This window comes from Enterococcus sp. FZMF, from assembly GCF_030263915.1.
Classification (GTDB): domain Bacteria; phylum Bacillota; class Bacilli; order Lactobacillales; family Enterococcaceae; genus Enterococcus_D; species Enterococcus_D casseliflavus.
The window spans coordinates 246,603-259,410 of the sequence record NZ_CP127160.1; the positions used below are offsets into that span (position 1 = coordinate 246,603).

The following is a 12,808-nucleotide window of genomic DNA, read 5'->3' on the forward strand; positions in this document are numbered from 1 at the left end:
TTTTTATTGGAAGGTACTGAGACAACCTTAGCTTAAGTTAAGTAAGAATGAGAGGGGAACAACCTAGAATGGCAAGAGAATTTTCGCTAGAAAAAACTCGTAATATCGGGATCATGGCCCACGTTGACGCTGGTAAAACAACGACAACTGAACGTATCCTTTATTACACAGGTAAAATCCATAAAATTGGTGAAACACATGAAGGTGCTTCTCAAATGGACTGGATGGAACAAGAACAAGAACGTGGGATTACAATCACTTCTGCTGCGACAACTGCGCAATGGAAAGAAAACCGCGTAAATATCATCGACACACCAGGACACGTGGACTTCACAATCGAAGTGCAACGTTCATTGCGTGTACTTGATGGTGCTGTAACTGTGTTGGACTCACAATCAGGTGTAGAACCTCAAACAGAAACAGTTTGGCGTCAAGCGACAGATTACCGCGTACCGCGTGTTGTATTCTGTAACAAAATGGACAAAATTGGTGCAGACTTCTTATACTCTGTATCAACTTTACATGATCGTTTACAAGCAAATGCTCACCCAATCCAATTACCAATTGGTGCGGAAGATGACTTTACTGGTATTATCGACTTAGTAAAAATGAAAGCTGAAATCTACACAAATGACTTAGGAACTGAAATCCAAGAGACTGAAATTCCTGAAGAATACGTAGAATTAGCTGAAGAATGGCGCGAAAAATTAATCGAAGCTGTTGCTGATACTGATGAAGAACTAATGATGAAATTCTTGGAAGGTGAAGAAATCACTGAAGAAGAATTGAAAGCTGGTATTCGTCAAGCAACATTGACTGTTGACTTTTTCCCTGTTCTTTGCGGATCTGCCTTTAAAAACAAAGGGGTTCAATTGATGTTGGATGCAGTCATCGACTACTTGCCTTCACCACTTGATGTTCCTGCGATTAAAGGGATCAATCCTAAAACAGACGAAGAAACTGATCGTCCGGCTGACGATGAAGCACCATTTGCTTCATTAGCATTTAAAGTAATGACTGACCCATTCGTAGGTCGTTTGACATTCTTCCGTGTGTATTCAGGTATCTTGAACTCTGGATCATACGTATTGAATGCTTCAAAAGGCAAACGCGAACGTATCGGTCGTATCCTACAAATGCACGCCAACACTCGTGCTGAAATCCAAACAGTATACTCAGGCGATATCGCCGCTGCTGTTGGTTTGAAAGACACAACAACTGGGGATACACTATGTGATGAAAAATCACCAGTAATCCTTGAATCAATCGAATTCCCAGAACCAGTTATCGAAGTCGCTGTTGAGCCTAAATCAAAAGCTGACCAAGATAAAATGGGGGTTGCTTTACAAAAACTTGCTGAAGAAGATCCATCATTCCGTGTGGAAACAAACGCTGAAACAGGCGAAACTGTTATCGCTGGTATGGGAGAACTTCACTTGGACGTCTTAGTTGACCGTATGCGTCGCGAATTTAAAGTTGAAGCAAACGTAGGTGCGCCTCAAGTTTCTTATCGTGAAACATTCCGTGCAGCAACACAAGCGGAAGGTAAATTTGTACGTCAGTCTGGTGGTAAAGGTCAATACGGTCACGTATGGGTCGAATTTACACCAAACGAAGAAGGTAAAGGCTTCGAATTCGAAAACGCGATTGTCGGTGGTGTGGTTCCTCGTGAATACATCCCAGCAGTTGAAAAAGGACTTGAAGACTCAATGGCGAACGGTGTCTTAGCCGGTTACCCATTAGTAGACATCAAAGCAAAACTTTATGATGGTTCATACCATGATGTCGATTCAAGTGAAACTGCCTTCCGTGTTGCAGCTTCTATGGCTTTACGTGCTGCAGCGAAGAAAGCAAACCCAGTAATTCTTGAACCAATGATGAAAGTAGTTATCACTGTACCAGAAGATTACTTAGGTGATGTTATGGGTCACGTAACTGCTCGTCGTGGACGCGTAGAAGGAATGGAAGCACACGGTAACTCACAAATCGTGAACGCAATCGTGCCATTAGCTGAAATGTTCGGTTACGCAACAACACTTCGTTCATCAACACAAGGTCGCGGTACGTTCATGATGACATTTGATCACTATGAAGATGTACCTAAATCTGTTCAAGAAGAAATCATCAAGAAAAACGGCGGCAAAGCTGAATAATTGATGGAAGTATAGGAAATTAAGTAAAAAGCTATATTTTTTTCTGAGTTTCGTGTACAATATTATCGATGATAAGGGATGGGGAGCTGCGGCTCCCTACCTATCAAATATAAAAAATAAACTGCATTTTTAGGAGGAACATTTTAAAATGGCAAAAGAAAAATTTGACCGTTCTAAACCCCACGTAAACATTGGTACGATCGGACACGTTGACCATGGTAAAACTACACTTACAGCTGCTATCACAACTGTATTATCTAAAAAAGGTTTGGCTCAAGCTTCAGCTTACGACCAAATCGATGGCGCTCCAGAAGAACGCGAACGCGGAATCACTATCTCAACTGCTCACGTTGAGTACGAAACTGAAGCACGTCACTATGCTCACGTTGACTGCCCAGGACACGCGGACTACGTTAAAAACATGATCACTGGTGCTGCTCAAATGGACGGCGCGATTTTAGTAGTATCTGCTGCTGATGGTCCTATGCCTCAAACACGTGAACACATCTTGTTATCACGTAACGTTGGTGTACCATACATCGTTGTTTTCTTAAACAAAATGGATATGGTTGATGACGAAGAATTACTAGAATTAGTTGAAATGGAAGTTCGTGACTTATTGTCAGAATATGACTTCCCAGGCGACGATGTTCCTGTAATCGCTGGTTCTGCTTTGAAAGCTCTTGAAGGCGATGCTTCATACGAAGAAAAAATCATGGAATTAATGGCTGCAGTTGACGAATACGTTCCAACTCCAGAACGTGACACTGACAAACCATTCATGATGCCAGTCGAAGACGTATTCTCAATCACTGGACGTGGTACTGTTGCTACAGGCCGTGTTGAACGTGGACAAGTTCGCGTTGGTGACGAAGTTGAAATCGTTGGTATTGCTGAAGAAACTGCTAAAACAACTGTAACTGGTGTTGAAATGTTCCGTAAATTGTTAGACTATGCTGAAGCAGGGGATAACATTGGTGCATTGCTACGTGGTGTTGCTCGTGAAGACATCCAACGTGGACAAGTATTGGCTAAAGCTGGTACAATCACACCTCATACAAAATTTAAAGCTGAAGTTTACGTTTTAACAAAAGAAGAAGGTGGACGTCACACACCATTCTTCACTAACTACCGTCCTCAGTTCTACTTCCGTACAACTGACGTAACTGGTGTTGTTGAATTGCCAGAAGGAACTGAAATGGTTATGCCTGGTGATAACGTAACAATCGACGTTGAATTGATCCACCCAATCGCTATCGAAGACGGAACTCGTTTCTCAATTCGTGAAGGCGGACGTACTGTTGGTTCAGGCGTTGTAACTTCAATCCAAGCTTAATTTGATTGATCGAAGAGCAAAAGCGTACGCGCTTTTGCTCTTTTTTTGGCTCTTTGTCAATAAGGACTGATGAGTTGTGCAAAATCAAATCTGGGTCAGAATGAACCACATTCTGGCTCAGATTTTTTGTTATCTTACATTGATTAATTGATTGATCAAAAAGATTCTAATTCTCATGTTCTCAAATGATTTAAATCCGTAGGATACTCGTTTCATTGTCTTTATGTGGGTATTCTTCGCTTCTATTTTTCCATTGGAATAAGGATAGATCATTGCGTTGGTGATGCCTTCTTCATAGGTCAGAAGGTTTTGAAGCTTTTCCCGAAAGCTGTCATCTAACGTTTCGGGAAGTTCTGCCAATAAGGAGAAAAATAAGTCAGGGTCTTTGTCTCGAAAGGCTTCAACTAATTCATGAAAAAAGGGATACGCCTCCTTTAGGGGCGGAGAAAACTCAAGCAATCGATCAATCATCATTGCTTCAGTAAGAAATGGGTATTTTGGTGCTCGGAAATTTTTCCATGTTTTGTATTCATAATGGTTGATGTTTGCACGATTTTTTAGCAAAAAGCGCCAGTTCTTTTTCAGTTTTTCTGCCTGGCTTTTCTGTCCGGCTTTACGAAGTTCATTCATTTCACGGATACGCAACTCATTGAACGCTTGATTCATGTGTTTGACAATATGAAACCGATCAATCACGACTTTCGCATTTGGCAGAACACGTTTGGTGAGCTGGAAGTAGGCGGCGTTCATGTCTGTCACCAAGAATTCTACTTCTTCTGGATTGGTACAACCTAAGAAATAGCTTGTTAATCGAGGTAATTTACGCGTAGGCAAAACATCTATTAATTTTCCTGTTTCGCCATCTGCACAAATAAAGCTCATTTTATCTTCTATAGAAGCATGCGAACGAAATTCATCAACCATCAATACTCTGGGGAGAATCTTCTTAGATTGCTTTGGTAAATAGCTTTTAAACTCTTTCAATGTACGAATAACGGTGGTCAAAGATACCTGACAGCTTTTCGCAATAAAAGATAAAGATACTTTTTCAGTCAGTAAAGAAGCAATTTTATATCTAACATGATTTGCGATTGAATGTCTGGGTTGGACAAAATAACTTTGAGCCGTCCAATGGGTTCGGCAGTTTTTACAGGTATAGCGCTGCTTTTTTAGGCGCATAACCAAAGGCATATGATTGTATTGTTCAAAACGGACAATCGTTTCCTTCTTCCCATTTTTCACTATAATTGCTTTCCCGTTTCCATCTACCACAGTAGAACCACAACTTCTACAAGCACGAGGAGTAGGCGAGAGAACAGCATCGACGACCAACGTCTTTTTCTTCTGAAGGGTCTCGTAAGAGACCTCTGTAATCATCAAATCTTTCTCTATTATTCTCAGCATTTTTTTGATAGAATCATTCATATAGCATATCGTCCTCTCAGTTGTTTATTTTGTGGTGATTTAATCATACTAGAGAACGATATGTTTTTTAATACCTAAAATGAAAATGGGGCTGAAGAATCAATTCTGATTCATCAGTCCCATAAATTATAGAGCCATTTTTTGTTATCTTACATTGATTAATTGATTGATCAAAAAGATTCTAATTCTCATGTTCTCGAATGATTTAAATCCGTAGGATACTCGTTTCATTGTCTTTATGTGGGTATTCTTCGCTTCTATTTTTCCATTGGAATAAGGATAGATCATTGCGTTGGTGATGCCTTCTTCATAGGTCAGAAGGTTTTGAAGCTTTTCCCGAAAGCTGTCATCTAACGTTTCGGGAAGTTCTGCCAATAAGGAGAAAAATAAGTCAGGGTCTTTGTCTCGAAAGGCTTCAACTAATTCATGAAAAAAGCGATACGCCTCCTTTAGGGGCGGAGAAAACTCAAGCAATCGATCAATCATCATTGCTTCAGTAAGAAATGGGTATTTTGGTGCTCGGAAACTTTTCCATGTTTTGTATTCATAATGGTTGATGTTTGCACGATTTTTTAGCAAAAAGCGCCAGTTCTTTTTCAGTTTTTCTGCCTGGCTTTTCTGTCCGGCTTTACGAAGTTCATTCATTTCACGGATACGCAACTCATTGAACGCTTGATTCATGTGTTTGACAATATGAAACCGATCAATCACGACTTTCGCATTTGGCAGAACACGTTTGGTGAGCTGGAAGTAGGCGGCGTTCATGTCTGTCACCAAGAATTCTACTTCTTCTGGATTGGTACAACCTAAGAAATAGCTTGTTAATCGAGGTAATTTACGCGTAGGCAAAACATCTATTAATTTTCCTGTTTCGCCATCTGCACAAATAAAGCTCATTTTATCTTCTATAGAAGCATGCGAACGAAATTCATCAACCATCAATACTCTTGGGAGAATCTTCTTAGATTGCTTTGGTAAATAGCTTTTAAACTCTTTCAATGTACGAATAACGGTGGTCAAAGATACCTGACAGCTTTTCGCAATAAAAGATAAAGATACTTTTTCAGTCAGTAAAGAAGCAATTTTATATCTAACATGATTTGCGATTGAATGTCTGGGTTGGACAAAATAACTTTGAGCCGTCCAATGGGTTCGGCAGTTTTTACAGGTATAGCGCTGCTTTTTTAGGCGCATAACCAAAGGCATATGATTGTATTGTTCAAAACGGACAATCGTTTCCTTCTTCCCATTTTTCACTATAATTGCTTTCCCGTTTCCATCTACCACAGTAGAACCACAACTTCTACAAGCACGAGGAGTAGGCGAGAGAACAGCATCGACGACCAACGTCTTTTTCTTCTGAAGGGTCTCGTAAGAGACCTCTGTAATCATCAAATCTTTCTCTATTATTCTCAGCATTTTTTTGATAGAATCATTCATATAGCATATCGTCCTCTCAGTTGTTTATTTTGTGGTGATTTAATCATACTAGAGAACGATATGTTTTTTAATACCTAAAATGAAAATGGGGCTGAAGAATCAATTCTGATTCATCAGTCCCATAAATTATAGAGCCCTTTTTTTGACTCTTGTAGAAAAAAGCCGCTCTCTCTAGCGTGGATGAATCCGTTACGGTTCATCAAAGCTAAAGAGAGCGGTGCTTTTTATTTTATTAGATTTTGCTTCTTCAAGAAGGCGTCAAATCCTTGGTCAGGACGATTGCTGTAAAAGCCAGCGAATTTTTCTGACCATGGTTTGGTCTCGCGGGCTTCTCCAAAAGCAGTCATCGTTTGATCGTACGCTTCGATCGCCTCATAAGAATAGTCCTGATAATGGTTGTAATGAATGACCGCTTCTTCTGGCAAGCGAGGTTTGACCTTCATTTCTACGATTGGTTTACCGATGCTCAAGCCAGCCACAGGATAGACATATTCTGGTAAGTGCAACAATTCAGCGATTTTGGCGCTGTCTTTGCGGACACTGCCAGAAATGACGGTGCCTAAGCCCAGTGATTCAGCAGCGATCGCACCAGATTGCAAAGCGATGCTGGCATCAGTGGTGGCGATCAATAGTGGCTGATAGCCCTCATCGATTGGATAGGGAGTCTGTTTTTCGTCAGCAACTTTTTTGGTTCGATTTAAATCAGCTAAAAATAGCAGAAAGAGTGAACTTGCTGCGATATGAGGATTGCCAGGATTCCATTCGACCATTTGTTGGCGGATCTGCGGGTCGTCGATCACTAAGATCGAATAGGCTTGCCCGTTCATCCAGCTAGGTGCTTGACGAGCCGCAGTCAAAATCGCGGTTACTTGCTCTTGGCTCAAGCGGTAGTCAGGGTCAAATTGTCGGTAAGTGCGGTGATTGTGCAAAAGCTCAATGGTTTCGTTCATAGGTTTGCTCCTTTAACTGTTGGGTGATTTTTGTGAATCGTTCTTGAAATAGCGGTAAATCATCTTTGGCTAAGCGGGTATAGTTCAAACGCAAGCCATTCGTATCGTTACTGAAAAGAAACGCAGGTGCTACTAAGCAATCGTTCGCCAAAAAGAGTGACCAATCTTTGCGAGTCAATGTGCGGTGACGCCAAGTCAACCACAGGTAAAGACCACCTTTCGTCGGCTGCCATTGCCAATCCTCCTGAAATGCCTGCAAGAGTTGGAGTAAGTCTTGCTGACGCTGGGCCATTTCTGCAAGCAGTGTCCGCTGTTGCTGGTGGTAATCAAAGGAGCATAAGGCGATGTTGGCAAGGACTTGCGGGAAGATCGTGGTATCGATCGCCATCCGTTTTTTCGCTTGGGCAAATTGATCGGCTAACGCTTCTGGCACCAAAAGCCAGCCGATTTTGATGGATGATCCTAGTAATTTTGAAAGCGAGCCTAAATAAATGACGGTTTCGGGAGCCATGGATTTTAGCTTGGGCGGTACTTTATCAAAAGCCAACTCGCTAAAAACATCATCCTCAATGATCGGTACTTGGTAGGTCTGGCAAAGGCGGATGATCGCTTGGCGCCGATGGTCAGTCATAGTATGACCCGTTGGATTTTGGAAGGTGGGATTCAGATAGACGAATTTGATCTTCTTTTCCTTCAACACTTTTTCCAATGCCGCAGGCCGCATTCCTTCGCTATCTTGCTTGATCCCGATCAGCTGGACATTCATCGTGGAAAACAAGGGGAGAGAGAACAAGAAAGAAGGGTCCTCTGTCGCGATACAATCCCCCGCATGCAATAAGACTTGCATTAGCAAGGTGATTCCTTGTGTCGATCCAGCAGTGATCACTAGTTTTTGTCCGTTGGTGGGCAAATTGAAGGAATCAGCAAGGTGCTGCAATAAGATTTCTTGCAAAGGTTCATAACCCGTCGGTAATACTTTGGTGCTTTCCTTGCGAATCTCTTCCCAGGTAAAGGCAGGAAACGTGAAATCGGGGATCAGATCGGCAGGTAGATCACCTGTGTACAGATCCAGCACATCCTTCTCGGTGCGCAAATGCTGAATCTGTTGAACGTAAGGGTCTTGCTGCAGATAAGGGCTGCTTAAAGACGAGCGCAAATAAGAAAGTGGCGTTTGGCGGTTCCCCCAACGACCTTCCAATACACGAGAGCCGCTGCCTTGTTTTCGTTCGATCCATCCTAAGCTTTTCAATTCATCTAACGCTTTGACGACGGTGGAACGATTGACGCCAAAAGTCTGGGCGAGGCTACGCTCTGGTGGCAAACGATCCCCAGGTCCATAGATTCCCGCTTGGATCTCTTCGATAAAATGAGTCACGATCTGCTGGTAAATCGGTTGTTTCTTCTGTTTGTCGATACTTGATGAAGCCATCCTGCACCACCTTTTTCAATTGGATGGTTTAAAAATAAGCCAAATGGCTCTTTTCGTCAAGGGGAAGATTGACTATACTTAGCAAAAAGCACAAGGAGATGAGGAAGATGGAAAAAGTCCTATCAATTGCTGGGTCAGATTCAACCGGAGGTGCCGGTATCGAAGCAGATTTAAAAACATTTCAGGAATATGGTGTCTTTGGTTTTGCCACGATCGCTTCGATCGTCACGATGGACCCACAAGCAGGTTGGAGCCATGAAGTAACGGCGATGGAAACAGCGCTTGTCGAAAAACAAATGATCTCTGCTTTTGCAGGTGATCCGATGGATGCTCTAAAAACGGGCATGTTAGGCAATGAAGACAATATTGTCCAAGCTGCGCAGATGATCCAACAGCAGCAAGTCAAAAATGTGGTGATCGATCCTGTCATTGCTTGCAAAGGGACTGCAGAAATCTTACAGCCAAAAAGCGTCGATGCCATCATCACGCATTTGTTGCCGTTAGCAGATGTTGTCACCCCTAATTTAGTAGAAGCGGGGATTCTTTCAGGTTTGGGTGATTTGACGAGTGTGGAGGCCATGAAGCAAGCTGCTGAAAAAATCCATGAATTAGGTGCTAAATACGTCGTGATCAAAGGGGGGCATCGCTTGCCAGGAGCAAAAGCCGTTGACCTCGTTTACGATGGGCAATCCTTCCTCTTGTTAGAAAGTGACAAAATCGCTACCGATTTCAATCACGGGGCAGGCTGCACCTTTTCAGCTGCGATCGCTGCGGGTCTTGCAAAAGGCAAACCCGTCGTGGAAAGCGTTCGGTTAGCGAAAGCCTTTGTCACAGCGGCAATCAAAGAAGGAGTGGTCATCAATCCATATGTGGGTCATGTGTGGCATGGTGCCTATACCCACGCCCAAGACCGTATGGAGGAAAAAGCGCAGCAATAGCAGGTTTTCTTCTATAATAAATAGGAAATGAAGAAGTGCTTAAAAGAAGCGGTCAACGCTTCTTTTTTTGTGTTACGAAACCAAAAGAAAATTTTCTGAAAGAAATGCAAAAGAATCCCGGTTTTTCCATAAAAAAAGCTTGCAATCAATGTTTATCCGTAATATAATCATAAAGGTGCTGTTTACGTAAATACGTAAGTCACACTGGCAGCAAAGAAATTTTCTGCCGGCTACGAAACGAGAGGTTGCGACACGCCCGGACGCTTTGCCATGGACGAGCGTGACGGAAAATTTTCGTGGAGCTATGTCTACTTTTCAAAATAGGCGAAGGAGGGAAAACAATGGCAAAACAAAAAATTCGTATCCGTTTAAAAGCGTATGAACATCGTATTTTAGATCAATCAGCGGATAAAATCGTAGAAACTGCAAAGAGAACTGGAGCTGGCGTATCTGGTCCAATTCCATTACCAACTGAACGCAGCTTGTACACGATCATCCGTGCGACGCACAAATACAAAGATTCACGTGAACAATTCGAAATGCGTACACACAAACGTCTAATCGACATTGTGAATCCAACACCAAAAACTGTTGATGCTTTAATGAAGCTAGACTTGCCAAGCGGTGTTAATATCGAAATCAAACTATAATAATTAAGATGGAGGTGTAATCATGACCAAAGGAATCTTAGGGAAAAAAGTGGGAATGACTCAAATCTTCACTGAATCTGGCGAATTGATTCCAGTAACTGTAGTAGAAGCTACACCAAACGTAGTGCTACAAGTGAAAACAATCGAAAATGACGGCTACGAAGCAATTCAAGTCGGCTACCAAGATATGCGTGAAGTTTTGTCTAACAAACCTGCGAAAGGTCATGTTGCAAAAGCAAACACGGCTCCTAAGCGCTTCATTCGCGAATTCAAGAATGTAGAGCTAGAGGGCTTAGAAGTAGGATCAGAAATCAAAGTTGATATTTTTGAAGCAGGAGACATCATCGATGTAACCGGCACTTCGAAAGGTAAAGGATTCCAAGGCGTTATCAAACGTCACGGACAAAGCCGCGGACCAATGGCTCACGGTTCTCGTTACCACCGTCGTCCTGGATCTATGGGTCCAGTTGCACCTAACCGTGTATTCAAAAACAAACGTCTTGCTGGACGTATGGGCGGAAATCGCATCACGATCCAAAACTTGGAAATCGTACGCGTAGACGCAGAACGCAACGTTATCTTGATCAAAGGTAATGTACCTGGCGCGAAAAAATCATTGATTACAATCAAATCAGCTGTGAAAGCTAAATAAGTAGATAGGAAGAAAGGAGGAACTAAGGAATGCCGAATGTAGCATTATTCAAACAAGATGGAAGCCAAAATGGCGAAATTACATTGAACGAAGAAATCTTCGGAATCGAACCAAATGAATCAGTTGTCTATGATGCAATCATCATGCAACGCGCTTCATTAAGACAAGGAACACACGCTGTGAAAAACCGCAGTGCCGTTCGTGGCGGTGGCCGTAAACCATGGCGCCAAAAAGGAACTGGACGTGCCCGTCAAGGTTCAATCCGTTCACCACAATGGCGTGGAGGTGGCGTAGTCTTCGGACCAACACCACGTTCATACAGCTACAAACTTCCTAAAAAAGTTCGTCGCTTAGCAATGAAATCTGTATTGTCAGAAAAAGTTGCTTCAAATAACTTGGTAGCAGTAGAAGGATTAAGCTTTGATGCTCCAAAAACAAAAGAATTCAAACAAGTTTTAGCTAACTTGACAATTGACTCTAAAGTATTGGTAGTTTTAGAATCTGAAAACGACTTTGCCGCTTTATCTGCGCGCAACTTGCCAAAAGTTTCTGTAGTTACTGCTGATAACATTAGTGTTTTAGACATCGTTTCTAACGACAAAATGTTAGTGACACAAACTGCTCTTACTCAGATCGAGGAGGTGCTTGCATAATGAACTTACTAGACGTTATTAAACGCCCAGTGATCACTGAAAAATCAATGCTTGCCATGGATGACAAGAAATACACTTTTGAAGTGGACACAAAAGCTAACAAAACTTTAGTAAAACAAGCTGTAGAAGCTGCCTTTGACGGAGTGAAAGTGGCAAACGTGAACATCATCAACGTTCGTCCGAAATTCAAACGCATGGGTAAATATGCAGGATATACAAAAAAACGTCGCAAAGCTGTTGTGACTTTAACTGAAGATTCTAAAGAAATCCAAATTTTCGAAGCTGCTGAATAAGCAACTCACGCATAAACTTTACATGGGAGGGAAAAAGACGTGGCGATTAAAAAGTACAAACCTACCACGAACGGCCGTCGTAATATGACAAGTTCTGATTTCGCTGAAATCACAACTTCAACACCAGAAAAAACATTGTTAGCTCCTTTGAAAAACAATGCTGGTCGTAACAACAACGGACGTATCACGGTTCGTCATCAAGGTGGCGGTCACAAACGTCAATACCGTTTGATCGATTTCAAACGTAACAAAGACAACGTCGTTGCTACGGTTAAAACGATTGAATATGATCCAAACCGTTCTGCTAACATTGCGTTAGTACATTACGAGGATGGAGTAAAAGCATACATCTTAGCACCTAAAGGATTAGAAGTTGGCATGACTGTCGTTTCTGGTCCAGATGCAGATATTAAAGTAGGGAATGCATTACCACTAGAAAACATTCCAGTCGGTACTGTTATCCACAACATCGAAATGAAACCTGGTAAAGGTGGACAATTGATTCGTTCAGCTGGAACAAGTGCTCAAGTACTTGGTAAAGAAGGCAAATACGTATTGATCCGCTTGAACTCTGGTGAAGTACGGATGATCTTAGCATCATGTCGTGCAACAATCGGTTCTGTTGGTAATGAACAACACGAATTGATCAACATCGGTAAAGCCGGTCGTTCTCGTTGGATGCGCAAACGCCCAACTGTACGTGGTAGCGTAATGAACCCTAATGATCACCCACACGGTGGTGGTGAAGGTAAAGCACCAATCGGACGTAAAGCACCAGTTTCTCCTTGGGGACAACCTGCACTTGGTTACAAAACACGTAACAAAAAAGCAAAATCAGACAAACTTATCGTTCGTCGTCGTAAAACTAAGTAATATACTTGACCGTGTG

12 protein-coding genes are annotated in these 12,808 nt (G+C 42.1%); 8 read left to right on the forward strand and 4 right to left on the reverse strand.

Annotated features, from left to right (window positions below):
* Positions 1-68: 68 nt before the first annotated feature.
* Positions 69-2,153, forward strand: coding sequence for an elongation factor G (fusA, locus tag QN079_RS01170; protein ID WP_005226900.1), 2,085 nt, complete (start codon positions 69-71; stop codon positions 2,151-2,153).
* 148 nt (positions 2,154-2,301) lie between these two features.
* Positions 2,302-3,489, forward strand: coding sequence for an elongation factor Tu (gene tuf, locus QN079_RS01175; protein ID WP_005226902.1), 1,188 nt, complete (start codon positions 2,302-2,304; stop codon positions 3,487-3,489).
* A 129-nt stretch (positions 3,490-3,618) separates the two neighbouring features.
* On the opposite strand, the gene QN079_RS01180 is transcribed toward tuf, so the two are convergent.
* From QN079_RS01180 to QN079_RS01195, 4 genes are all read right to left on the reverse strand, one after another.
* Positions 3,619-4,914, reverse strand: a complete 1,296-nt coding sequence (locus QN079_RS01180) for an ISL3-like element ISEfa11 family transposase (protein ID WP_289229717.1) — start codon at positions 4,912-4,914, stop codon at positions 3,619-3,621.
* A 144-nt stretch (positions 4,915-5,058) separates the two neighbouring features.
* The gene (locus QN079_RS01185; protein WP_289230273.1) at positions 5,059-6,354 is read right to left on the reverse strand and encodes an ISL3-like element ISEfa11 family transposase; all 1,296 of its coding nucleotides are present in this window, start codon (positions 6,352-6,354) and stop codon (positions 5,059-5,061) included.
* 224 nt (positions 6,355-6,578) lie between these two features.
* Positions 6,579-7,304 carry a nitroreductase family protein gene (locus tag QN079_RS01190; protein WP_015508810.1) on the reverse strand — a complete coding sequence of 242 codons (726 nt, stop codon included), beginning with the start codon at positions 7,302-7,304 and terminating at the stop codon, positions 6,579-6,581.
* Complete coding sequence (locus tag QN079_RS01195; RefSeq protein ID WP_289230274.1) at positions 7,288-8,733, reverse strand: aminotransferase-like domain-containing protein; 1,446 nt, start codon at positions 8,731-8,733, stop codon at positions 7,288-7,290. The genes QN079_RS01190 and QN079_RS01195 overlap by 17 nt, the downstream gene beginning before the upstream one ends.
* Positions 8,734-8,840: 107 nt before the next feature.
* Between QN079_RS01195 and thiD the strand changes: the two genes are divergently transcribed.
* The 6 genes from thiD to rplB all read left to right on the forward strand — a co-directional run bounded on the left by thiD (position 8,841) and on the right by rplB (position 12,792).
* On the forward strand, positions 8,841-9,671 hold the full coding sequence (gene thiD / locus QN079_RS01200; protein WP_289230275.1) for a bifunctional hydroxymethylpyrimidine kinase/phosphomethylpyrimidine kinase: 831 nt from the start codon (positions 8,841-8,843) through the stop codon (positions 9,669-9,671).
* Between the two features lie 341 nt (positions 9,672-10,012).
* Positions 10,013-10,321: a 30S ribosomal protein S10 gene (rpsJ, locus tag QN079_RS01205; RefSeq protein ID WP_003127966.1), complete on the forward strand. Its 309-nt coding sequence runs from the start codon at positions 10,013-10,015 to the stop codon at positions 10,319-10,321.
* Between the two features lie 22 nt (positions 10,322-10,343).
* Positions 10,344-10,973, forward strand: a complete 630-nt coding sequence (gene rplC / locus QN079_RS01210) for a 50S ribosomal protein L3 (protein ID WP_003127967.1) — start codon at positions 10,344-10,346, stop codon at positions 10,971-10,973.
* Between the two features lie 29 nt (positions 10,974-11,002).
* Positions 11,003-11,626: a 50S ribosomal protein L4 gene (gene rplD, locus QN079_RS01215; RefSeq protein WP_005226910.1), complete on the forward strand. Its 624-nt coding sequence runs from the start codon at positions 11,003-11,005 to the stop codon at positions 11,624-11,626.
* Positions 11,626-11,919: a 50S ribosomal protein L23 gene (locus QN079_RS01220; protein WP_005226911.1), complete on the forward strand. Its 294-nt coding sequence runs from the start codon at positions 11,626-11,628 to the stop codon at positions 11,917-11,919. Before rplD ends, QN079_RS01220 begins: the two co-directional genes overlap by 1 nt.
* 39 nt (positions 11,920-11,958) lie before the next feature.
* Entirely contained in the window at positions 11,959-12,792 is an 834-nt protein-coding gene (gene rplB, locus QN079_RS01225) for a 50S ribosomal protein L2 (RefSeq protein ID WP_005226912.1), read from the forward strand.
* The last annotated feature ends 16 nt before the right edge of the window (positions 12,793-12,808 follow it).

Bases quoted from the DNA above. Each gene is read 5' to 3' on its own strand.
- fusA (WP_005226900.1), top strand. From the start codon at position 69: ATGGCAAGAGAATTTTCGCTAGAAAAAACTCGTAATATCGGGATCATG.
- tuf (WP_005226902.1), top strand. From the start codon at position 2,302: ATGGCAAAAGAAAAATTTGACCGTTCTAAACCCCACGTAAACATTGGT.
- QN079_RS01180 (WP_289229717.1), bottom strand. From the start codon at position 4,914: ATGAATGATTCTATCAAAAAAATGCTGAGAATAATAGAGAAAGATTTG.
- QN079_RS01185 (WP_289230273.1), bottom strand. From the start codon at position 6,354: ATGAATGATTCTATCAAAAAAATGCTGAGAATAATAGAGAAAGATTTG.
- QN079_RS01190 (WP_015508810.1), bottom strand. From the start codon at position 7,304: ATGAACGAAACCATTGAGCTTTTGCACAATCACCGCACTTACCGACAA.
- QN079_RS01195 (WP_289230274.1), bottom strand. From the start codon at position 8,733: ATGGCTTCATCAAGTATCGACAAACAGAAGAAACAACCGATTTACCAG.
- thiD (WP_289230275.1), top strand. From the start codon at position 8,841: ATGGAAAAAGTCCTATCAATTGCTGGGTCAGATTCAACCGGAGGTGCC.
- rpsJ (WP_003127966.1), top strand. From the start codon at position 10,013: ATGGCAAAACAAAAAATTCGTATCCGTTTAAAAGCGTATGAACATCGT.
- rplC (WP_003127967.1), top strand. From the start codon at position 10,344: ATGACCAAAGGAATCTTAGGGAAAAAAGTGGGAATGACTCAAATCTTC.
- rplD (WP_005226910.1), top strand. From the start codon at position 11,003: ATGCCGAATGTAGCATTATTCAAACAAGATGGAAGCCAAAATGGCGAA.
- QN079_RS01220 (WP_005226911.1), top strand. From the start codon at position 11,626: ATGAACTTACTAGACGTTATTAAACGCCCAGTGATCACTGAAAAATCA.